Origin of the sequence: Dokdonella koreensis DS-123 (genome assembly GCF_001632775.1) — a bacterium.
GTDB classification, from domain to species: domain Bacteria; phylum Pseudomonadota; class Gammaproteobacteria; order Xanthomonadales; family Rhodanobacteraceae; genus Dokdonella; species Dokdonella koreensis.
Genome location: NZ_CP015249.1, coordinates 2826349 through 2847976 on the forward strand (window position 1 = coordinate 2826349; position 21628 = coordinate 2847976).

General features: G+C 70.4%; 14 protein-coding genes and 1 CRISPR repeat array. Of the genes, 5 read left to right on the plus strand and 9 right to left on the minus strand.

Annotation, left to right across the window (positions count from 1 at the left end):
* The first annotated feature begins 36 nt into the window (after positions 1 to 36).
* The 3 genes from I596_RS11530 (at position 37) to I596_RS11540 (ending at position 6006) form a co-directional block, all read left to right on the plus strand.
* On the plus strand, positions 37 to 2325 hold the full coding sequence (locus I596_RS11530; RefSeq protein ID WP_067647945.1) for an LPS-assembly protein LptD: 2289 nt from the start codon (positions 37 to 39) through the stop codon (positions 2323 to 2325).
* 49 nt (positions 2326 to 2374) lie between these two features.
* Entirely contained in the window at positions 2375 to 4699 is a 2325-nt protein-coding gene (locus tag I596_RS11535; RefSeq protein WP_067647948.1) for a winged helix-turn-helix domain-containing protein, read from the plus strand.
* A 140-nt stretch (positions 4700 to 4839) separates the two neighbouring features.
* Positions 4840 to 6006, plus strand: coding sequence for a Kelch repeat-containing protein (locus I596_RS11540; protein WP_067647951.1), 1167 nt, complete (start codon positions 4840 to 4842; stop codon positions 6004 to 6006).
* Positions 6007 to 6202: 196 nt separating this feature from the next.
* On the opposite strand, the gene I596_RS11545 is transcribed toward I596_RS11540, so the two are convergent.
* The 3 genes from I596_RS11545 to I596_RS11555 all read right to left on the minus strand — a co-directional run bounded on the left by I596_RS11545 (position 6203) and on the right by I596_RS11555 (position 11418).
* Positions 6203 to 9031, minus strand: coding sequence for a choice-of-anchor I domain-containing protein (locus I596_RS11545; protein WP_067647954.1), 2829 nt, complete (start codon positions 9029 to 9031; stop codon positions 6203 to 6205).
* Positions 9032 to 9136: 105 nt separating this feature from the next.
* The gene (locus I596_RS11550; protein WP_067647957.1) at positions 9137 to 10057 is read right to left on the minus strand and encodes a response regulator; all 921 of its coding nucleotides are present in this window, start codon (positions 10055 to 10057) and stop codon (positions 9137 to 9139) included.
* Positions 10054 to 11418 (minus strand): sensor histidine kinase, encoded by a 1365-nt coding sequence (locus I596_RS11555; RefSeq protein WP_083965537.1) that lies wholly within the window; start codon positions 11416 to 11418, stop codon positions 10054 to 10056. The genes I596_RS11550 and I596_RS11555 overlap by 4 nt, the downstream gene beginning before the upstream one ends.
* Before the next feature lie 235 nt (positions 11419 to 11653).
* Here I596_RS11555 and I596_RS11560 point away from each other — a divergent pair, with 235 nt between their 5' ends.
* Positions 11654 to 11911, plus strand: a complete 258-nt coding sequence (locus tag I596_RS11560) for a helix-turn-helix domain-containing protein (RefSeq protein WP_067647960.1) — start codon at positions 11654 to 11656, stop codon at positions 11909 to 11911.
* Positions 11871 to 13256: a type II toxin-antitoxin system HipA family toxin gene (locus tag I596_RS11565; RefSeq protein WP_223303822.1), complete on the plus strand. Its 1386-nt coding sequence runs from the start codon at positions 11871 to 11873 to the stop codon at positions 13254 to 13256. The genes I596_RS11560 and I596_RS11565 overlap by 41 nt, the downstream gene beginning before the upstream one ends.
* A 41-nt stretch (positions 13257 to 13297) precedes the next feature.
* Here the strand turns inward: I596_RS11565 and I596_RS11570 are convergent, their stop codons facing one another.
* The 6 genes from I596_RS11570 to cas4 all read right to left on the minus strand — a co-directional run bounded on the left by I596_RS11570 (position 13298) and on the right by cas4 (position 21627).
* The gene (locus I596_RS11570; protein ID WP_067647965.1) at positions 13298 to 14224 is read right to left on the minus strand and encodes a hypothetical protein; all 927 of its coding nucleotides are present in this window, start codon (positions 14222 to 14224) and stop codon (positions 13298 to 13300) included.
* The gene (locus I596_RS11575) at positions 14224 to 14547 is read right to left on the minus strand and encodes a hypothetical protein (RefSeq protein ID WP_150132124.1); all 324 of its coding nucleotides are present in this window, start codon (positions 14545 to 14547) and stop codon (positions 14224 to 14226) included. The genes I596_RS11570 and I596_RS11575 overlap by 1 nt, the downstream gene beginning before the upstream one ends.
* Positions 14548 to 14790: 243 nt before the next feature.
* Complete coding sequence (locus I596_RS18490; protein WP_150132125.1) at positions 14791 to 15297, minus strand: hypothetical protein; 507 nt, start codon at positions 15295 to 15297, stop codon at positions 14791 to 14793.
* Positions 15298 to 16084: 787 nt separating this feature from the next.
* Positions 16085 to 19480: a CRISPR direct-repeat array (repeat unit 32 nt; unit sequence GTTTCAATCCACGCGCCCCTGCGGGGCGCGAC).
* A gap of 175 nt (positions 19481 to 19655) precedes the next feature.
* Complete coding sequence (gene cas2 / locus I596_RS11585; protein ID WP_067647973.1) at positions 19656 to 19946, minus strand: CRISPR-associated endonuclease Cas2; 291 nt, start codon at positions 19944 to 19946, stop codon at positions 19656 to 19658.
* A gap of 14 nt (positions 19947 to 19960) precedes the next feature.
* Positions 19961 to 20995 (minus strand): type I-C CRISPR-associated endonuclease Cas1c, encoded by a 1035-nt coding sequence (gene cas1c, locus I596_RS11590; RefSeq protein WP_067647976.1) that lies wholly within the window; start codon positions 20993 to 20995, stop codon positions 19961 to 19963.
* Positions 20996 to 20997: 2 nt separating this feature from the next.
* On the minus strand, positions 20998 to 21627 hold the full coding sequence (cas4, locus tag I596_RS11595; protein ID WP_067647979.1) for a CRISPR-associated protein Cas4: 630 nt from the start codon (positions 21625 to 21627) through the stop codon (positions 20998 to 21000).
* Position 21628: the final 1 nt, after the last annotated feature.

Consider the following 21628-nt stretch of genomic DNA (forward strand, 5'->3'; position numbering starts at 1 on the left):
CTACGCGCTGCCTTCCATTGAAGAAGAACGGTCTCCGTGCCGCCGACCCCGCCCCGCCGCTTCCGCGCGCATCCGCTCGCGCTGGCCGTCGTTTTCGCCCTTCCCGCCGCCGCCCAGCCGCCGGACCCGGCGCCGGATGCCGTGCCGAGCCCGGTCCCGGTCTGCCCGATCGGCGCGACCACCTGCGCCTCGCCCAAGGCCGACTGGTCGCTGTGCAAGCCGGGCGACCTGTTCGACTTCTACGTGCCGGACCTGCCGCGCGCGGGCGACCGCAACGCCGCGCCGACCGACATCACCGCCCAGCACAGCCGCTCCACCGACGGCAACCGGTTCGAGCTCCAGGGCGAGGCGCGCGTGCAGCAGCACGACCAGCTGATCCGCGCCGACGCCTTCAGCTACCGGCGTGACACCACCGCCTGGACCGCCGAGGGCCACCTGCGCTACCAGGACCGCAGCCTGCTGCTGTCGGCCGACCGCGGCAGCGGCCGCACCGAGCCCAGCCAGAGCACGCTCGAGAACGTCCGCTACCAGTTGATCGACGCGCGCGGCAACGGCGTGGCCGCCCGGGCGGTCATGCCCGACCAGCAGCACGCGCAGATGACCGCCTCCACGTTCACGACCTGCGACATCGGCGCGCCGCAATGGCATTTCGCGGTGCGCGACCTGACGCTGGACCGCGAGGAAGGCGTCGGCCGCGGCCGTGACGTGACCTTCCACATCGGTGACGTACCGGTGTTCTGGCTGCCGTATGCGCGCTTCCCGATCGACGACCGCCGCGTGTCGGGCTTCCTGTACCCGACCATCGGCTACAGCAACCGGCGCGGCTTCGACCTGACGCTGCCGTACTACCTCAACCTCGCGCCGAACTACGACGCCACGCTGTACCCGCGCCTGATGACGCACCGCGGGCTGATGCTCGGCGGCGAGTTCCGCTACCTGACCGCCGGCAGCGCCGGCGAATTGGACTTCACCTACCTGCCCGACGACCGCGACGCCGACCGCGACCGCGGCCTGTTCCACTGGCGCAACAGCACCGTCTTCAACGCCAACTGGGGAGCCAGCATCAACCTCAACCACGCCTCGGACGACCGCTACTTCGAGGACTTCGGGCGCAGCCTCAACACCGCCGCCACCAGCCTGCTGCCGTCCAGCGCCTACCTCAACGGCCGCGGCACCTGGTGGAGCGCCAGCTTCGGCGCCGACCGCTACCAGGTCACCGATCCGGAGCTGCCGGGCATCTCCGAGCCGTACCGGCGCCTGCCGCGTGCGACCTTCGAGGGCGAGAAGGCCCTGTTCGGCGGCCTGGACTGGGGCGTCAGGTCCGAGTTCGTCGCCTTCAGCAAGGACGACGCGCTCGACGGCCAGCGCGTGGACCTCTACCCGTACCTGGCCTACCCGATCGAGCGCGCCGGCTGGTTCGTGCGGCCGGAAGTCGGCTACCGCTACACCGGCTACAAGCTCGACCGCGACGACGAGGACACGCCCCACCGCGGCGTGCCGATCTACAGCCTCGACGCCGGCATGGTCTTCGAGCGCGGCTTCTCGCTCGGCAGCCACGCCTGGACGCAGACGCTGGAACCGCGCCTGTACTACCTGCGCGTGCCGTACCGCAACCAGGACGACATCCCGGTGTTCGACACCCAGCTGGTGCCGTTCACGTTCGGCCAGATGTTCCGCACCAACGCGTTCGTCGGCGCCGATCGCCAGGCCGACGCCAACAACCTCACCCTGGCACTGACCACGCGCGTGCTCGACGACGCCAGCGGCGAGGAGCGGCTGTCGGCCAGCATCGGCCAGATCCGCTACTTCGACGAGCAGCGCGTGCAGCTGCCGGGCGTGAAGCCGACCGACTGGAACGGCTCGGCCTACGTCGGCAACCTGACGCTCAGCCTGACGCCGCGCTGGCGCCTCACCGTCGACCAGCAGTGGAATCCCAACAGCGACCGCACCGACCTCTCGGCCGTCGGCGTGCAGCACCGCTTCGGTGCCGAAGGCGTGCTCAACCTCTCCTACCGCTTCCGCCGCGGCTTCATCGAGCAGGCCGATGCCTCCGCGCTGATCCCGATCGGCAACCAGTGGCGCATCGTCGCGCGCAACAACTACTCGCTCAACGAGAGCAAGACGCTGGAGCGCTTCGTCGGCCTGGAGCGCGACAGCTGCTGCACCGCCTGGCGCGTGGTCGCGCGCGAGTGGGTGCGCAACGTCGAGGGCGAGCTGGACAAGGCACTGTTCTTCGAGATCGAGTTCAAGGGCGTCGGCGCCTTCGGCCAGCGCAGCGAGGACTTCCTGACCCGCGCGGTGCGCGGCTACCGGTCGCGGTGGTAGCCGGCCGGCCCGACACCGCCGACCGCGCCGGCTGAAACGGGCCGGCGTCATGGCCCGCCGCTACCGCTTCGGCGGCTTCCGCCTCGACCCGGCCACGCGCGAGCTGTGGCAGGACGATCGCCCGGTGGTGCTGCCGCCACGCCTGTTCGAGTGCCTGCTCTGGCTGATCGAGCATCGCGACCGCGCGGTCGGTCGCGACGAGCTCATCGCCGCCGTCTGGGGCCGCAGCGCCGTCACCGACAACGTGCTCGCACAGGTCGTCGCGCGGCTGCGCCGCGTGGTCGACGCCGACGCTCGCGACAGCGCGATCCGCACCGTGCCGCGCTTCGGCTACCGCTGGGTCGCCGCCACCACCGTCGAATCCGCCGCCGCGCCCGGCGCCGCCGGACCACCGGCCGGCACCGGGCGCCAGCGGCGCGGCCGCCGATGGCGAGCCGTCGCGCTCGGCGGCCTGGCCGTACTGCTGCTCGCCGTGTCGATCGCATGGCTGCGGGTTCCCGTAGCGCAGCGCGCCGACGCGGCAGCGCGCCCGGCCGCGGTGCTGCCGGTCGAGCGCGTCGCCGGCGCCGGCGAGGAGTGGATGCGCCTGGGCCTGATGGCGCTGGTCGGCGACCGGCTGCGCGACGCCGGCCAGCCGGTGGTGCCGGACGAGAGCGTGGTGGCGATCGTCGGCGATGCCGCGCCCGATCCCGCCGCCGTCGCCGCCGCGCTGGCCGGCGCGGTACCGCCGCTGCTGATCGCCGCGCGCGTCGAGGCCACCGAAGGCGGCTGGCGCGTCCGGCTGCAGGCGGTCGGCGAGCCGGACCTCGTGAGCGTCGGCGACGGCGCCGACCTGCTGGCCGCCGCGCGCGCCGCCAGTGACGGCCTGGCCGTGCGGCTCGGCCACGCACCGGCCGGCGCCGCGCCCGGGCCCGCCGCGTTCGAGCGGCTGCTGCTGGAAGTGGAGGCCGCCACCCTGGCCGGCGAGACCGAAGCCGCCCTGCGCCTGCTGGACACGGCCGACGCGCGCCAGCGCGAGACGCCCGAGTGGCGCTACCGCGCCGCCTGGACCGCCTTCGTCGCCGGCCGGCTGGACCCGGCCGAAGCCGGCTTCGCCGCCCTGCTCGAAGACCTGCCGGCCGACGCACCGGTCATGCGCGCACGCGCGCTCAACGGCCTGGCCAACGTGCAGTACGAGCGCGAGGACCTCACCGGCCTCGCGCGCAGTGCCGAGCAGGCCGTCGCGCTGCTGCGCGGGCACGACGCGCCGGGCGAGCTGGGCCGCGCCTTGATGGGCCAGGCCGTCGCCGCCCACCGTCAGGGCCGGACCGAGGCCGCGCGGCAGGGTTTCTTCCAGGCGCGCCTCGCACTCGAGCGGGCCGGCGACCCGCTCGGCGTCGCGCGTGCCAACCTGTCGCTCGGCATCGTCGACGCGCGGCAAGGCCGCCTGCCGGACGCGCTGGTGCTGTTGCAGGACGCCGCGCAACGGCTGGCCGCCCTGCGCAGCGCCCACGACGAGTTGCTGGCGCATGTCCACGTCGCGCACGTGCATCTGCTGCTGCTGGACCCGGCCGCCGCGCTGGCCCAGGCCGAGCCGATCGCCCGCCTCGGCGGGCGTGTCCGCTCGCCGCGCGCGCAGGTGCTGGCCGACCTGACCCGCGCCGAGGTGCTGCTGGCCAATGGCCGGCTCGACGCCGCCGGCGAACTGCTGCGGCGCTGGTGCGCGACCGGCTGCGACGGCCCGGAGCGCCTGCCGTTGGCGCTGGCGCGACGGGCGCTCGGCGGCGACATCGATGCGACCCTGCCCGACCTGCGGACCGCGCTGGCAGGCCTGCCCGCCGGCGAAGGCGGGCGCGATGCCGGCCGGGCCTGGCTCGCCGTGCTCGCGGCACGGCGGACGGGCGGCGCCGGCGGCGCCGCGATCGCCGGCCTGCGCGCCTGGGCCGGCGATGCCCCCGCGGCGACCGCCGAAGTCCGCCTCTATGCCGCGCTCGCTGAAGCCGAGTACGCCGCCGGCCAAGGCCGTCCGGCCGGCGATGCCTACGCAGCCGCCTGGCGCGAAGCGCTCGCCGGCGCGGTGCCGAGCGACTTGCTCGAGGTCGCGGATGCCTACGTCGGCTGGCTGATCCGGCAAGGCGATCTCGCCGGTGCCAGCCACGTCGCCGGCCACCTGGCCGGCTGGGCCGGGCGCGACTTCGGCAGTGCCCTGCTGCAGCTGCGCCTGCGCCACGCGCTCGGCCATCCGGCCGCCTGGCGCGCCGCCCTGGCGCAGGCCCGCGCGCTGGCCGGCGAGCGCCCGATTCCCGCCGCCCTGCAGGTCGAGCCGACAGCTCCTGCCATCGGCACCACGCCCGATCCGGCCCAGGAAGGACCCGGCCTGCTCGGCGACGGATGACTCGTCCGGCCCGTCCGAACAAGGGCTTGCAGGCGATGACACGGCAATCTCATCGTTTCCGATCGAAACCGGAAGGCGGGCTCCGCGGCCGACCGGTACAACCGGCCGGCCTTCCCGTCCTTTCCGAGGAGATCTGCCCGATGCGTCCGTTCCTTCCTTCGTGCCGCGGGGCGGCACCGCGCCTGCTGGCCGCCGCCGCGTTCGCGCTCGGCGGCGCCTTCGCCCAGGCCGGCAGCTTCTCGGTGGTCGGCGACATGGTGGTACCGCGTGACCACCACACCGCCACCGCCCTGCCCGACGGCCGCGTGCTGATCGCCGGCGGCGTCCGTCACAACCCCGGCGGGCCGACCGCCGAGGCCGAGCTGTTCGATCCGAAGACCGGCACCTTCGCCGCCACCGGCAACATGACGGTGCCGCGCGTGGACCATGCCGCCGCCCTGCTGCCGGACGGGCGCGTGCTGGTCGTCGGCGGCTACGGCGCCGAGGAAACGCAGGCCAATGCCGAGCTCTACGACCCGGCCAGCGGCAGCTTCACCGCGGTCGCCAGCGGCAGCGCCGTCGGCGGCGAGCGCACGGCGGCCATCACCCTGGCCGACGGCCGCGTGCTGGTCGCGGGCGGCTTCAACATGGGCGCGCGTGCCACCGCCTTCGTGTTCGACCCGGCCACCGGCAGCTTCAGCCCGACCGGCAGCCTCGGCGCCGCTCGCTACGTCCACACGATGACGTTGCTCGCCGACGGCCGCGTGCTGGTCACCGGCGGCATGGCCAACGGCATCCTCGCCAGCGCCGAACTCTACGATCCGGTCGCCGGCAGCTTCACGCCCACCGGCACGCTGTCGATCCCGCGCGAGCGCCACGCCGCTGCGCGCCTGCCGGACGGCCGCGTGCTGATCGCCGGCGGCTACACGCTCGAGGGCGAGCAGCAGGAAACCGCCGAGATCTTCGATCCGGCCGCCGGCACGTTCAGCGCCGCCGCCGACATGACGATGGCACGCATCGACTTCGCGCTGGTCCCGCTCGCCGACGGTGACGTATTGGCGGTCGGCAGCTATCGCTGGGCGCTGGAGGCCGCCACCGCCGAGCGCTTCGTCGCCGGGGACGACCGGTTCGAGGCGATCGTGCCGGGCCCGGCCACCGAGCGTGCCGGCCTGGCGGCCACGCGCCTCCCGGACGGCCGCGTGCTGCTGACCGGCGGCACCGACCTGATGAACGAAGAAGGCGGCCTGACCCCCTACGGCGAGCTCTACGACCCGGCCGGCGGCGTCGATCCGATCTTCAGCGACGGCTTCGAGAACCCCACGCCCTGACCGCCGGACCGTTCCGCGGCCGGCGCGGCCACCGGCAGCCTGCATCGCCGCGACCCACGCCGCAGGCGAGGCTTGCGCCAACCCCGTCGTACCCCACCGGTCCCGCGCTTCGCCGGCGCGGGACCGTATCGCCGGCCCGCACCGGCGCCGCGCACGGCCGCGTCCGGTTCTTCCCGGAAGCGGCCGCCGGACCGGCTCACTCGCCGTCGAAACCGTCGCGGAACAGCACCTCGGACACGGTGTACAGCGTCGTCGTGCCGCTGATCTCGCTGGCCACGGCGATCATCGCCTCGCCGGTCGGGCTGTCGGCCGCCGGGATGAACACGATGCCTTCCGGACCGATGTCGCCGGCCGCATCCGGCGCGACGTCCAGGTCCAGCACGACGCCGAAGTCGCGCTTGTTGATGTAGCCGGCGAACGTCGCCGCGTACGGATCGGTCACGTCGAACACGGCGATGCCGCTGATCCGCTCCAGGCCGACGAAGGCATAGGTGCGCCCGTTCGGCAGCGTGCCGACCGCGAGCGCTTCGGGCTCCGGGCCCTTGTTGTCGCTGCGCGTGTCGAAGCTCTGGTTCGCCTCGTTGTCGGCGTTGAAGTCCGCCGGGTGGCGCGCGGCGGTGACCTGCTCGAGGATGTCGCCCGAATCGAACACGAGGTTGCCGTACTGGTCCCAGATCGCCATCGAGCGGCTGCCCAGGATCTGCAGGCGGTCGAAGTCGCCGTCGCCGTCCAGGTCGCCGTCGATCGTCGAGGCGTTGAGACGGCCGAGCTGCGCATTGGATTGCAGCGCCGCCGCATCCGGGAACACGCCCGGATCGAGGTCGAGATCGGCGATGCGCGCCACCTCGCCGCGGTCGTCGCCCTCGCCGGCACTGGCGTAGAAGGTCTTGCCGCCGGCGCTGAAGGCCGCGATCGAATCGGGCATGTGCATGCCGAACACCGGCCAGGTGCGGATGTTGATCGCCGGACCGTCGCGGTCGGACGCATCCAGGCCACTGGGCACGTCGAAGCTGACCAGGCCCAGTTGGATCGGCGTCGGCTCCGCGTCGAGCGGCACGCTGCCGTTCGGCGGGATCGGCAGCGGCTGCGGCGCCACGCCGAAGTCGTTGTCGTTGATCAGCGCCAGGCGCCCGTCCGGCAGCACCGCCAGGCCTTCGAGCTTGTCGCCCTGGTGGTAACCCAGCGACGGCAGATTGGCCACCTTGACCTTGGCCACCGCGCGGATGCCCGCCGTCACCAGGTCGTCCGGCGTGTGCTGCTCCAGCGTCTTGCCCGGCAGCAGGGCCGGCGCGCCGGCCGCACGCAGGTTGGTCGCGCCGGCCAGCGTGAACTCGAACAGCAGCTTCTTGCCGCTGCGCTCGACCGAATCGTCGCGCTCCACGATCACGAAGCGACCATCGCCGGCATAGGCGGCGTCGCCGATCTTGTCGGTGTTCTGCTCGCGGAAGGCGGTCTTGTCGATCAGGTAGACGTACTCGGCCACCGTCTCGCCGCTGGCCGGGTCGATGCCGACCATGCGGATCACCTTCGATGCGTTGCTCGCCGCCGTGTTCGGGTTGGCCAGCGGCGTCTGGATGAAGGCGTAGAGCAGGCCGCTGTCGGTGTCGAGGGCCATGCCCTCGAAGCCGCGATTGGGACGGCGCGTGGAATACTCGGCCGGCAGCGTCTCGCGGCCGTAGTGGCCGGCCGGCTGGCCGCCGAGCGCACCGGTGCCGGCCGGCACCAGGCGGTCGAGCAGGCGGCCGCCCGCGTCGAAGTGGTAGATCGCCGGGCGGTACTCGTCGACCATCCAGTAGCTGCCGTCCGGCGCCACCACCAGGCCCTCGATGTCCGCGCCGAGCGGGTCCAGCGGCAGCGGATTGCCGTTGAGGTCCACCGGCGGCTCGTCGATGCCGTTGCCGATGTTGGGCAGGCCGGTCAGCGGCGTGGTGCCGTCGGCCTTGAACAGCATCAGCTGCGCGCCCAGCGCGATCGCACCGGTGGCCGGGTCGAACGTGAAGCGGACGATGCGCGGCTGGTAGCCCGGCAGCACGAACGGCCGCTCCAGCGTGCCGTCGCCGTTGACGTCGGTCGGCTCGCCGTTCGGGCCGCGATCCGGCACGGTGACGAACTTCATCAGGCCGGTGGCCGCGTCCACGCCCTCGAACCACAGCCCCGAGAAGCCGCCGAGGCGGATCGTCTGGCCGGCCGGCGTGGTGCCGAGCACCGGCAGCTGCGGGAAATCGTGCGTTTCCACGCGCGGCAGGCCGCGGCCGTGGTTCTTGAGGCCGGCCGCGACGATGTCGAGCACCGTGCCCCCGGCCAGGTCGATCACCGCGAAGGCGTTGGCCTCCTGCAGCGAGACGAAGGCCACGTCGTTGGTCGGCGCCGTCGCGATGTATTCCGGTTCCAGGTCCACGCCGGCGGCCCGGCCCGGGAACAGCCGCACGCCCTTGGCGCGCAGTTCGTTCTCGCGGCCGTTGAACGCGGTGAAGTCCACCGTCCGCGCCGTCGCCTGGGCGGCGCCGTCGGCCAGGTCGACGATCGTCACCGAGCCGGGCGGGTCGACGTCGCCGACCGGCTCGCCCTCGTTGGCCGACAGCACGTAGCGGCCGTCCGGGCTGAAGCTGACGTGGTCCGGCAGCACGCCGGCCGGCACCGTGCGCAGGTGCGCGCCGGCGCTGTCGAACAGCGCGATCACGCCCGGCTGCGTACCGTCCGCGGCCGGAATGGCCGCCGCCAGCACACCGTTCTTGAACGCCACGCTGGTCAGGCTGCCGCCGTACGGCGCGATGTCGATGCTGAAGGCCAGCACCGGCGCATCGGCATCGGCCACGTTCACCACGTCGATGCGGTCGGTCGCGCCATTGGTCACGAACAGGCGCTGGGTCGCCGCGTCATAGGCGACGATCTCGGCGCCGGCCACCGTGCCGGTCGCGTAGGTGCCGCGCTTGCTCAGCGCGACGGGTGCCGCCTCGGCGAATGGCGCGGCGGACAGGGCGAGGGCGGCGAGGATCGCCGCGGTCATGCGGTGGGTGGTGTGCATCGGGTCCGTCGTGGGCAGGGGAAGGGATCGGCACGCAGTAGACCCGATCGATCTTTCAGCCTTCTTACGGCGCCTCCCCGGCCGGGCCGGCCACCGGCACCGCACTCAGCGGCCGACACCCTCGCGCAGGCGCCGCCACGCATCCAGCAGGCGGCCCGGCAGCGACGGCGCCGGCGCGCGCGGCGCCTCCACCTCGTGCCGGCGCAGCAGGCGCGGCGTCGTGCGCAGCTGCGCGTGCCGCTCCAGCGCCGAGATCAGGCAGCGCCGCAGCAGCTCGCGCACCGGCGGCGCCAGCAGGAAGCGGAAGATCTGCCCTTCGTTGATCAGCCCGATCGCCAGGCGGCTGTCGCGGATCGAGGACACCGCGATCACCAGCGTGGCCGGCCGCAGCGCCTTCAGCCGCTTGATCGCATCGACCACGTCGCCGGTCGCATCGGTCAGCACCGCGATCACCACCGCCGTCTCGCGCCGTGCCAGTTCGTGCAGTGCCTGCTCCACGTCCGCCGCCGCCTTCACCGCGATCGACGCCGGCAGCAGCTCGCGCACGGTCGCGGCCATCGTCGCGGCCGGGTCGAGCACCAGCACCTGCGCCGCCGTCGCGACCGGTGCCGGTTCGCGCGCCGGCACCGGCTGGGCCGCCGCCTCCAGGTCCTGGCGCGCCGTCTCCGCCGCACGCAGCACCGCATCGACCAGGTAGGGCCCGTCCCAGGGTTTCTCGACGAAGCGGAAGATCTCCCCCTCGTTGACCGAGGCCGTCACCGCCTCCAGGTCCGCATAGCCGGTCAGCAGGATGCGCATCGTCGGCGGCGACAGCCGCGCCACCTCGCGCAGTACCTCCACCCCGGTCGCGCCCGGCATGCGCTGGTCGCTGACCACCACGTGCACCGGCCGCGTGCGCACCCACCCATACACCTCGGTTGCCGACGTCGTCGCCAGCACCTCCGCCCTGCCGCGGAACAGCATCCGCAGCGAGCGCAGGATGCGCTCCTCGTCGTCGATGAAGACCACCGTCGGCAGCGTGCTCACGCCGCGCCTCCCGCCGGCAGCGGCAGCGGCAGCGCCACGACGAAGCGCGTGCCCACGCCCGGCTTGGACGCCACGCGGATCACGCCGCCGTGCTGCTCCACGATCTGGTGCGCGATCGCCAGGCCCAGGCCGGTGCCCTGCCCGACCGGCTTGGTCGTGAAGAACGGATCGAAGATCCGCTTCAGGTCCTCCGCCGCGATGCCCTTGCCGTTGTCCTCCACCAGGACCAGCAGCCGGCCGCCGAGCACCTGCGTACGCACGATGATGCGGCCGCGGTCGTGCTCGATCGCCTGCGCCGCGTTGCCCAGCAGGTTCAGCAGCACCTGGTTGATCTGCGCCGGCGCGCATTCGATCGCCGGCACCTCGGTCACCGCGCGCACCACCTGGATGCCGCGCCGGTTGAGGATGTGCTGGATGATGCGCAGCGCGCCGTCGATCAGGTGGTTGACGTCCGCCTTCTGCGTGCGCGCCTGGTCCAGGCGGCTGAAGTCCTTCAGGTGCCCGATCAGCTCGCCGATCTGGCCCAGGCCGTGCAGCGTGTCCTCCAGCAGGCCGGACAGGTCCTCCAGCGCCGCCGTGTCCACGCGCGTGCGCAGCTCGGCCAGCGCCGCCATGCGGTCGGGCAGGTCCGCCGGCGGCTCGCCGCCGTCCAGCAAGGCGCCGAGCACGCCCTCCCCCGCCGCCACCAGCTGCGTCGCATCGGCCAGCGCCTCGCGCGTCATCTCCACGTTGTTGCGCACGTAGCCCAGCGGCGTGTTGATCTCGTGCACCAGCCCCGCCACCATCTGGCCGAGCGAGGCCATCTTCTCCGACTGCACCAGCTGCAGCTGCGAGGACCGCACGCGGTCGTACGCCCCCTGCAGCTCGCGGTTGCGCTGCGCCAGGCGTGCGTCCATCGCGCGCAGCACGTCCAGCACCACGCCGGTGCCCAGGTACACCCCGTCCGCATCGGTCAGGATGAAGTCCTCGGTGATCGGGCTTTTCACGTGCTCGGCGATCAGCCGCGCTGCGTCCTGGATCGACGTGGCCACCGGCATCACCAGCACCTCGCGGTTGGCCAGCTCGATGATCGGCCGCCGGCCGAAGATCTCGCGGCCGAACGGCATCAGGAACACGCGCATCAGCGCGTAGCGGCTGATCGCCGCCACCGGCCGCCCCTCGTGGACGATCGGCAGCGACAGCAGGCCTTCGTGGCTGGGATCGAGCATGCGATCGCCCACCATCGCGAGCGGCGCGTCCGCGCCCAGCGCCTCCGTCGGGCGCAGCAGGGCCGCCAGGCCGGCCGGCGCCGCTGGCGCAGACGCGCCCGACGAAGCCGTCGCCGCCTGGGAATCGATCGATTGCGTTGAATTGGGTGCCATGAAACGAAGGGCGCGGGCCCGCGCACCAGCCACCGGCCCGCCGCCCGTCCCCCTGATCGGTCAGTGAGTTGCAGAAACTCACCCGCCAGCATGAAGGGCTTGCGCTAAAGCTGTGTGACAGGACGCGCCGCTGAACATGTGCCCGGTCGGGGCGATATTTTATTATATATACTGATACTTGATTTTTATTCCAATAACGCATAAGCTCGATTTATCTGCAATCCTGGTAAAACCCATGTCCTCGCATCAGGCCTTGGTCACACCGTCTCAGCTCGGCCTCATCCTGCAGGCCACGCGCAAGACCCACAGTCTCTCGCAGGCCGCGCTGGCCAAGCGCATCGGCCTGAGCCAGTCACGGGTGTCCCAGCTCGAGCAGCACGCCGAGGAGCTGAGCGTCGGCCAGTTGCTGGCCTGGTGCGCGGCACTGGACCTCCAACTGGCGATCGGCACGCGTGACGGCAGCGCCGACGCACAGCGCTTCACGGAGTGGTGAGATGGGCCGGCGATCGCACAGCCGGCACCTGGCCGTATGGGTCAACGGCAATCGGGCGGCGACGTGGACCCTCGCGCGGCGCGGGAACACCCAGCTTCAGTACGACGACGCCTGGGTCCAGGCGCCGTATGGCCGACCGCTGTCGCTGTCGCTGCCGTTCAATCTGCAAAACCGCCCGCTCGAGGGCGACCGCGTCCATCACTACTTCGACAACCTGCTACCCGACAGCGATGCGATTCGCACGCGGGTCGCCGAGCGCTTCCGCACCGGCTCGGTCGAGCCGTTCGACCTGCTGAAGGCGATCGGCCGCGATTGCGTCGGCGCCGTGCAACTGCTCGACGAGGACGAGACCCCGGACGGTTACGACCGTGTCGATGGCACGCCCCTCTCCGAGGACGCCATCGAGCGTGCCATCCGCGACATGCTCACCCCCGGCCGATTCGCGGCCGCGCACGATTCGGACTCGGACTTTCGCATCTCGCTCGCCGGCGCGCAGGAGAAAACGGCGTTGCTGTGGTGGGACGGCCGCTGGCAGAGGCCGCACGGATCGACCCCGACCACCCACATCCTCAAGCTGCCGCTCGGGCTCGTCGGCGGCCGACAAGCCGACTTCACGACTTCGGTCGACAACGAATGGCTGTGCCTGCGGCTGCTGAAGGCCTACGGGCTGGACGTAGCCCAAGCCGACATCGCGACGTTCGGCGAACAGCGTGTGCTGGTCGTCCAGCGCTTCGATCGCCGCATCGCACCCGACGGCCGGCGGATCCTGCGGCTGCCGCAGGAGGATTTCTGCCAGGTCGAGAACCGCTCGCCGCTGCAAAAGTACGAAAGCGACGGCGGACCCGGGCTGCCGGCGCTGTTCGAGCGGCTACGGCAATCGGACGAAGCCGAGAACGACGCACGCATGCTGATGACCACGCAGATCCTGTTCTGGCTGCTGCGCGCACCGGACGGGCACGCTAAGAACTTCAGCATTCACCTGCTGCCGGCTGGACGGTTTCGCCTGACGCCGCTCTACGACGTGATGTCGGCCTATCCGGTGCTCGGCGAAGGCCCGAATCTATGGGCACCGCAAAAAATCCGCCTGGCGATGGCGCTGCTCGGAAAGAACAAGCACTACGTGATGCACGCGATCCAGCGCCGGCACTTCAGCAGCACCGCGCGAACCGTCGGCTTCGGTGAATCGGCCGAGCCGCTGATCGAAACGATCCTGGCGCGCACGCCTGCGGCGATCGATGAAGTGAAAGCCCGTCTTCCATCTGGTTTCTCCGCCTACGTCGCCGATTCGATTCTCGGCGGCCTTGAGCGGGCAGCCAAGGCGCTGGAAGCGATGCCGGCCGCGTAGCGGCGGCAGCCGGCACCTGTCCGGGAAATCTGCCCGGCCACTCAGCGCATCGTCAGGATGTAGACCCCCACCGTGCCGGTCGACTGCGACGTGCTGGCCAGGTTGCACACGCGCAGCGTCACCAGGCCCGCGCTCGGCACGCGCAGCGGCTGGATCAGCATGTTCTGCGTCAAGCTGGCCGCCGACTGCAGGCTGAAGAACACCACGTCGTTGACCTCCGCACCGCCGACCCCGACATCGTAGTCATTGCAGTCATTGCCGCCGACCGTGGCGGCGATGGCGCCGTTGCTGTAGCCCCCGGCGATCTTGCCGCGCGTGATGCTGTCGCTGGCGATCGCTGCCGTGACCACCGCGCCGTTGGCGATCTTCTCGGCCGTGACCGCATCGCTGGCCAGTTCCGACGTGCCCACAGCACCCGCGAAGATCTTCGACGCGGTGACCGAATCGGTCGCGAGCCTGCTGTTGCTGACCGCGCCCGTAGCGATCTTCGTGCTGGTCACGGCGCCGTCGCGCAGCGTCGGGTTCGGGTAGGTCCCGGCCAGGTCGCCGCCGGCCGGGCCGCTGATGCTGCCCCCGCTCAGCGTGAACTGCGCGACCGGCGCGGTCGCCACCGCCTGGCGCGGCAGCATCGGCGTGCCTTCGACGGTGACCTGCAGGTAGAGCTGGGTGCCGGTGAAGGCCCCCGGGAAGCTCAGCGAGACGCTGAACAGGCCATCGGTGACCGGGAAGTCGGCCTCCGTGATCGTCGCACCGACGGCGTTGCCGCCTTCCGGCGCGTCGAACAGCGCAAAGCTCAAGTCGAACGCGCCGTTTGCCGGCGCACCGCCCTGCTGCAGGCGGCCCTGGTAGACGAAGTCCGGAAGCTGCGGCGCCGCGGCCACCGGCACCGCCAGCGCGGCGAGCCACCCCAACACGACGGCACGCACGCGGCGGTGTCCCATCGTTCCCATCACTGCAAACAGGTTCATCACAGGCACCCCTGGAAGCCATTGTTGAAGATCGCATCGCGCCGCACGCCGCCGGTCGCGGCCAGGAAGCCCGCCGTCACCGTGTAGCCGCCGCCGCTCGAACGCCCGCCCACCGCCTCGCCGAGGCTCGCCTCCAGCACGCGGCAACCGCCCGCCGAGCGGCTGACACCGCCGCCGCTGGCGATCACGTGCGCCGTGATCTGCTGGCTGCCCGCATCCGCCGCCAGCAAGGCCATCCCGGCCACCAGCACCCACCCGCCTGCGCGGCCCGGACGCCCGCGGCGCCCCGGCCCCTCATCTTTCGATCTATCCACCCCGGTCATCGGCCTGCCCTCGTTCGCGTATGCGGTTGGCGGGGTTGGTCCTCGATCGCGCACACCGTTGGTGGCGCACGGCCTCTATCCGCCTTCTCGAGGAGTCACGGAAAACGGTGGCGACAGGGGCCACGCGGGGGACGCCGGTGCCTGCCTTGCTGCCGCGGCGAGGTCTGCGCCGAAGCGGGGCGAGAAGGCGCCCGTTGCAAGGCCGGTCGCCCACCAGGCCGATGGGCGACCGGCCCGGGCCCGCTACAGGCCGTTCCAGTAGTCGATCCCGCCCTGCGGGCGGAACAGCGTGCGCGGCTGGCCGTCATAGGCCAGTACCGCCAGCAGGTTGCGCAAGGGGTCGTAGTAGAGGCGATCCCCATTCGCGCGGACCTTGGTCAGGAAACGCCTCGCCCCACCCTGCGCCAGGGCGTGCAGGGTGCGCACGTAGTGCAGCGCATTGGGGATTTCCGGCAGGTCCGGCGCGTGCTTGCGCCAGTGATGCAGCGCGTTGTCGGCGGCCGGCAGATCCGGCCGCGGCTTCCAGAGCGGAAGCTGGCGCGGGTCGGGAAGGGATGTCGCGGGGTTACGTGCTGTCCTGGCGGGTGGCCTTCGGGCTCCAGGGGCTCCGGCCTGCGATGCGCCGGCGTCCACCACCCGTTCCTCACGGCCCATACACCGCTGCCGGCCTCTGGCCGTCCGCCGCTGCGCGGCGATGCTGTCTTTCGTACGCCGTACCTTGCGCGGCCGGCCAGTGCTGTCCTCGTTCATGTCGATCTCCTTACCTCGCGTCATCCAATGAATCCGCCAGGATCACGGCTGCCCGCATCCGGCGGAGCGACAGCAGGCCGGCGCATGATGCGCCGGGATGCCGGGAGGTTAGAAACCGCGTAAAGACGGTGGGCGTATTTCCCTTCGCAGGGTGTTGTATTGGCCGCCCTCCCGGCACAAAAACGCACCGAGCTGCCCTGAAAAAATCTAGGGCACAAAAAACCCACCGGATTGTCGGAGGTGGGAGCCGCTTTACGAGGAGTTTCTACACTCCGAGAGGGATGTTGCACTTATGCCCGCGACAAGTCAATAAGTTATTCCCCATCAAATTAGATTTGAACTAAATTAATGCCCGCGGAAGACATAATTAACAGCATCACCTTGATATATACATTCGATCCGAAACTATTCAAAGTTTGACTCATACTCGTAGCGAGTAACGACACGCATCTTCTGGTTTCAATCCACGCCCCCTGCGGAGCGCGACGCAAGGATGACCTCCCCCACCTCATCGGATTGCGCGTTTTAATCCACACGCCCCTGCTGGGTGCGACCCGGCCAGTCCGTTGAAGTTGCCGATGATGTAGGCGTTTCAATCCACGTGCCCCTGCGGGGCGCGACACCGGTCTTGACCACGGTGGGGCGCTCGGTGACACGTTTCAATCCACGCGCCCCTGCGGGGCGCGACTCAACTTGGGCGATCTGGTCGTTTCCACCCTTGCGTTTCAATCCACGCGCTCTGCGGGGCGCGACAGGTCGTGGCCGGCGCGGCCAGCGTGCGGTCCGAGTTTCAATCCACGCGCCCCTACGGGGCGCGACTACCGCCACCAGCGCCATTGCCGTTAGCGACAGTGTTTCAATCCACGCGCCCCTGCGGGGCGCGACTACCGCCACCAGCGCCATTGCCGTTAGCGACAGTGTTTCAATCCACGCGCCCCTGCGGGGCGCGACCGAACCAGAGCGGCGTGAACTCCTCGGATGGGTGGTTTCAATCCACGCGCCCCTGCGGGGCGCGACCGGCGACGCTCAACTTCACGGCCCCGGATGGCGCGTTTCAATCCACGCGCCCCTGCGGGGCGCGACACCCGGACGGGTAGTTCCACACGTTCCAGACGTTGTTTCAATCCACGCGCCCCTGCGGGGCGCGACTTGGTTAATGCGCTTCATCGCGTGCCCCTCCAGACGTTTCAATCCACGCGCCCCTGCGGGGCGCGACGCTGTTGGACCGCCAGCTGGCCGCGAACACGATGTTTCAATCCACGCGCCCCTGCGGGGCGCGACCGAAACAGTCGTCGACAATCTCCAGCGTCGTCGTGTTTCAATCCACGCGCCCCTGCGGGGCGCGACAACCGTGGCCCGGCAAGTGCATCGAACTTGGCCAAGTTTCAATCCACGCGCCCCTGCGGGGCGCGACCCCGCTATCACCTCAACCGCCAGCGTGACCGAACGTTTCAATCCACGCGCCCCTGCGGGGCGCGACTCATGACCTTGCCAGCACGAGCCCCCTCGACGTGTTTCAATCCACGCGCCCCTGCGGGGCGCGACCGACCCGGACCGCCTCCAGCGCGTCCTGAGCATGTTTCAATCCACGCGCCCCTGCGGGGCGCGACCATCGACGCGCGCGACGGCCTCGTCAGAACTGCTGTTTCAATCCACGCGCCCCTGCGGGGCGCGACATCGCTCGACCATCCACGCTCCGCCGCATACGACCAGTTTCAATCCACGCGCCCCTGCGGGGCGCGACCCCTTACCTTTGCGATTGGAGTAGCTGGCATCGATGTTTCAATCCACGCGCCCCTACGGGGCGCGACCGGCCGACATCGCGACTGTCGTCACGGACCCCGAGTTTCAATCCACGCGCCCCTGCGGGGCGCGACGGCCTGTCGATCGACGCGACCGGCACCGGTTTCAATCCACGCGCCCCTGCGGGGCGCGACGACCCGAAAGCGCGCTGACCGGCGCGGTCGTGTTGTTTCAATCCACGCGCCCCTGCGGGGCGCGACGACCCGAAAGCGCGCTGACCGGCGCGGTCGTGTTGTTTCAATCCACGCGCCCCTGCGGGGCGCGACGTGATCGCGTCGGCCTCGCCGGCCCAGGCCGACCAGTTTCAATCCACGCGCCCCTGCGGGGCGCGACGGGCGGCCGCAGGCCGTCAGCGCGGCGGCTTGAAGTTTCAATCCACGCGCCCCTGCGGGGCGCGACATGACGTCCAGCTCTTCGTCCGCCCCGTCGCCGTAGTTTCAATCCACGCGCCCCTGCGGGGCGCGACCTGAGCGACAGCGGGTTCGTCGACATCGAGACCGCGTTTCAATCCACGCGCCCCTGCGGGGCGCGACACGGGGCTCTTTCCTGCATTTGCGGCACCTCAAGTTTCAATCCACGCGCCCCTGCGGGGCGCGACGCTGCACCAGCCACATGTGTGCCGGCCGCTCCAGGTTTCAATCCACGCGCCCCTGCGGGGCGCGACGGCCGGGCCAACGTCGCGACCGCGACGGCGATCGATGTTTCAATCCACGCGCCCCTGCGGGGCGCGACGACGGCGAACCGGCTGCAGCTCGGCTCGTAGTAGCGTTTCAATCCACGCGCCCCTGCGGGGCGCGACGGCCGGTGTGGAATGGGCTCGTCCGATGTGCTCCAGTTTCAATCCACGCGCCCCTGCGGGGCGCGACCTGCGCCCGCCCTGGCCCGTGCCTCCCGCTGGATGTTTCAATCCACGCGCCCCTGCGGGGCGCGACCGCCGCCAGCAGCGCTTCGGCCGCTTCCGGGGAGTTTCAATCCACGCGCCCCTGCGGGGCGCGACTCGCCGGTCGGGCCGCGCCGGCGGCACCTACCAGTTTCAATCCACGCGCCCCTGCGGGGCGCGACGAAGGCGACGGGCCGCTACAACGCCGAGTTCCAGTTTCAATCCACGCGCCCCTGCGGGGCGCGACCGGGTCGAATACGACAAGAAGGGCAACCTCGTCTCGTTTCAATCCACGCGCCCCTGCGGGGCGCGACGCACCAGGCCGCCCTGTGGGCGCAGGTGACGCAGTTTCAATCCACGCGCCCCTGCGGGGCGCGACCCGCCGGCCCGTTGATCGGTCTTTAAACGCCGCTCGTTTCAATCCACGCGCCCCTGCGGGGCGCGACAGCCCAAGCCTCCATCGATTCCCGAAGGTCGTAGTTTCAATCCACGCGCCCCTGCGGGGCGCGACCACCGCAGAACGATCGCATCGTGCTCGCGCACGGCGTTTCAATCCACGCGCCCCTGCGGGGCGCGACATTCCATGAGCGCATTTTCACACCTGCCAAGGGGTTTCAATCCACGCGCCCCTGCGGGGCGCGACGGTCGCCATCCAGCGCGTCACCAAGCAGTACGACGAGTTTCAATCCACGCGCCCCTGCGGGGCGCGACGAGCTGCTGCGCCGCTGCTTCCGCGGGCGCTGAGTTTCAATCCACGCGCCCCTGCGGGGCGCGGCATCCGACCGACAAGGGCTCCGGCGTCACGCTGTCGTTTCAATCCACGCGCCCCTGCGGGGCGCGACGTTCCGCGGCTGCGTCAGCTGGCCGGGCTGCCAGTTTCAATCCACGCGCCCCTGCGGGGCGCGACTTCTCGTCGAGCGCGTTGTACAGCCGCGACATCTCGTTTCAATCCACGCGCCCCTGCGGGGCGCGACTCGAGCGAATCCAAGTTGGAGAACTTCGACTCGGAGTTTCAATCCACGCGCCCCTGCGGGGCGCGACCTCGACCAGCACCAGTCGTTGGGAATGCCGCGGAAGTTTCAATCCACGCGCCCCTCCGGGGCGCGACCCTCAAGGCCGGCTTGCGCGACCTGGCACCCAAGTTTCAATCCACGCGCCCCTGCGGGGCGCGACCCATGCGTCGGATGGAGACCGACGTCGAACGCGAGTTTCAATCCACGCGCCCCTGCGGGGCGCGACGCTCCGCAGAGCAGGGAATCTACATCCCGGGGCCGTTTCAATCCACGCGCCCCTGCGGGGCGCGACGTGGAAGGAGATCGTCGAGGTCGCCGCACAATGTTTCAATCCACGCGCCCCTGCGGGGCGCGACCGCTGGCGGCCGTGAGTGGGCCAACATCAAGCAGTTTCAATCCACGCGCCCCTGCGGGGCGCGACTCGCGACGATGTTCGACGACTTCTTCGACCGCAAGTTTCAATCCACGCGCCCCTGCGGGGCGCGACGGCCTCAGCATAAACGTCGGCCACGGCTTGGAAAAAGCCCGAGCGGCCGCGAACGTACCTCGAGTCGACTATATGACGAGGCGCACAGGCGGCCGAAGCGCCCGTTTTCCTTGTGGCTCAGTATCTTGGAGAAACGCGAACCAGCCAGGGATTTGCCTGCCGCTTGCGGTTCGCGTCAAAAGACCAGCGGACCCTTGAGATCCAGCGTCGGCTTGGCGCCAACGTGCTCGACACGGCCTTCCCACTTCGCGCCCAGCTGGTAGAAGCGAAGGCTGTCGACCGCTGGGTCGATCAGATCACACAGGCGCTGACGCAGCTGCACCCACTGTGCGGGGTCGACCTCGATCTCGAACACCGAGAACTGCACGCGCTGGCCCCAGTCACGGCAGGCCTTGGCGACGCGGCGCAGGCGCTTGTCGCCATCGGGGGAAACCGTACTCACGTCGTAGCTGACCAGGACCATCATGTCGGAACGCCCCCTCACTTCCACAGATACGACGGGTAACCATCCAGATCGCCGCGTAGATGACGTGCCATCAGCTGCGCCTGCACGAACGGCAGCAAGCCGATGTCGACCTTCTCACCGAGAAACGCGTGATGAACCTGCTCGCGCTTGCGCTCCTGGTAGGCGACCAGCACCGTCTTGCGGGCGTCGTCCTTCAGCTGCACGGCGCCGTTGTCGAACAACGTGAAGTCCCTTTCGCCCAGTTGGCGCCGGTTGATCAATGACAGCGCCAGACGCTCGCCCAGCAACGGCCGGAATTCCTCCGCCAGATCGAGCGCCAGGCTCGGGCGACCCGGCCGGTCGCGATGCAGAAAGCCGACGGCCGGATCGAGGCCGACGGTCTCCAGCGCGGATCGGCAATCGTGCGTGAGCAGCGTGTAGAGAAACGACAGCAGGGCATTGAAGGCGTCACGTGGCGGCCGACGGTTGCGGCCGCCGAACTGCAACAGCGGCGACTCGGCGCGCACCAGCTGTCCGAATACACCGAAGTACGCCTGCGCCGCTTCGCCTTCCAGCCCACGAAGGACATCCACTTCGGTCTCGACCAACAGCCGCTGTGGAATCCGCTTGAGGCGCTTGAGCGCGTGCTGGAATGCGCCGGTGTCCGTCATACGTTCGCCGTGATCGCGCCAGCCGCGCGCCAACACCGCACGCTGATTGTGGATCTTGCCGATCAGCAAATGACGGACGATGACCGCGCAACGGGCTGGATCATCGGTGCGCCGATACTGCTCGCGGCGCAGCAACACGTTGCCTGACACCGGTCCCTCGACGCGTGCGAGAAAGCGTCCCTGCGGCGTCAGGTAGCAGACGCTGATGCCCTGTTCCGAACAGTAGCCGAGCAGCCGCGGCGACACCGCCACGCGGCCGATGCACACCAGGCTTTCCAGCATGTGCACCGGCAGACGCGCCCGTTCCTGCCGCTCGACCTCCATGACGATGTTGGCGCCTTCCTTGCGCAGCCATGCGCCGTCGGTCATCGCGTAGAGCGTGTTGAGCTGGCGGCGCACGATCAGGCCTCCTCGTCCAGTTGAGTCCGTATCCAGTCCTCGACCTTGCGACGCCCGAGCAGACGCGGCTGGCACAGATCGAGCAGCGAGCATCGATCGCAGCGCTTGGCGTCGTAGCGGGCCGTCGGGGTGGCGCCGGAGGCGAACATCGCGCGCGTGTCGGCGATCGTCTGCGTCGTGAGCGCTCGCAGCTGCGCGTCGAAGACCACGTCCTTTCGACGGCGCGTCTGACCGTAAAACAAGGCACCGGCGTCGACCGCATAGCCGAGCATCGCCTCCAGACACAAGGCCTGCGCACACAGCTGCACCTCGTCGGCGCGATGCGCCTTGGGCCGGCCGCGCTTGTACTCGACCGGGAACGCCCACTCCCGACCGGCGTCGGCATGAAACTCGACGACGTCGGCCTTGCCGGTGATGCCGAGCTCCAACGCGAGCAACGGCATCGCGGTCACCGTGCGCACGCCGCGCCGCCGCTCCACCTGCGGCACATCGGAACGCTGATGCAGCAGACGGCCTTCGGCCGTCTGCCGGTTCTCCGCCCACTGCTGCTCCAGGTGGATCAGCGCGCACTGGCGCGGGCAGTACAGATAGTGTTGCAGGGCGGAGAGCGGGATAAGGTCTTCGTCGTCCATG

Bases quoted from the DNA above. Each gene is read 5' to 3' on its own strand.
- I596_RS11570 (WP_067647965.1), bottom strand. From the start codon at position 14,224: ATGAACCTGTTTGCAGTGATGGGAACGATGGGACACCGCCGCGTGCGT.
- I596_RS11560 (WP_067647960.1), top strand. From the start codon at position 11,654: ATGTCCTCGCATCAGGCCTTGGTCACACCGTCTCAGCTCGGCCTCATC.
- I596_RS11575 (WP_150132124.1), bottom strand. From the start codon at position 14,547: ATGACCGGGGTGGATAGATCGAAAGATGAGGGGCCGGGGCGCCGCGGG.
- cas2 (WP_067647973.1), bottom strand. From the start codon at position 19,946: ATGATGGTCCTGGTCAGCTACGACGTGAGTACGGTTTCCCCCGATGGC.
- I596_RS11540 (WP_067647951.1), top strand. From the start codon at position 4,840: ATGCGTCCGTTCCTTCCTTCGTGCCGCGGGGCGGCACCGCGCCTGCTG.
- cas4 (WP_067647979.1), bottom strand. From the start codon at position 21,627: ATGGACGACGAAGACCTTATCCCGCTCTCCGCCCTGCAACACTATCTG.
- I596_RS11555 (WP_083965537.1), bottom strand. From the start codon at position 11,418: ATGGCACCCAATTCAACGCAATCGATCGATTCCCAGGCGGCGACGGCT.
- I596_RS11545 (WP_067647954.1), bottom strand. From the start codon at position 9,031: ATGCACACCACCCACCGCATGACCGCGGCGATCCTCGCCGCCCTCGCC.
- I596_RS11535 (WP_067647948.1), top strand. From the start codon at position 2,375: ATGGCCCGCCGCTACCGCTTCGGCGGCTTCCGCCTCGACCCGGCCACG.
- I596_RS18490 (WP_150132125.1), bottom strand. From the start codon at position 15,297: ATGAACGAGGACAGCACTGGCCGGCCGCGCAAGGTACGGCGTACGAAA.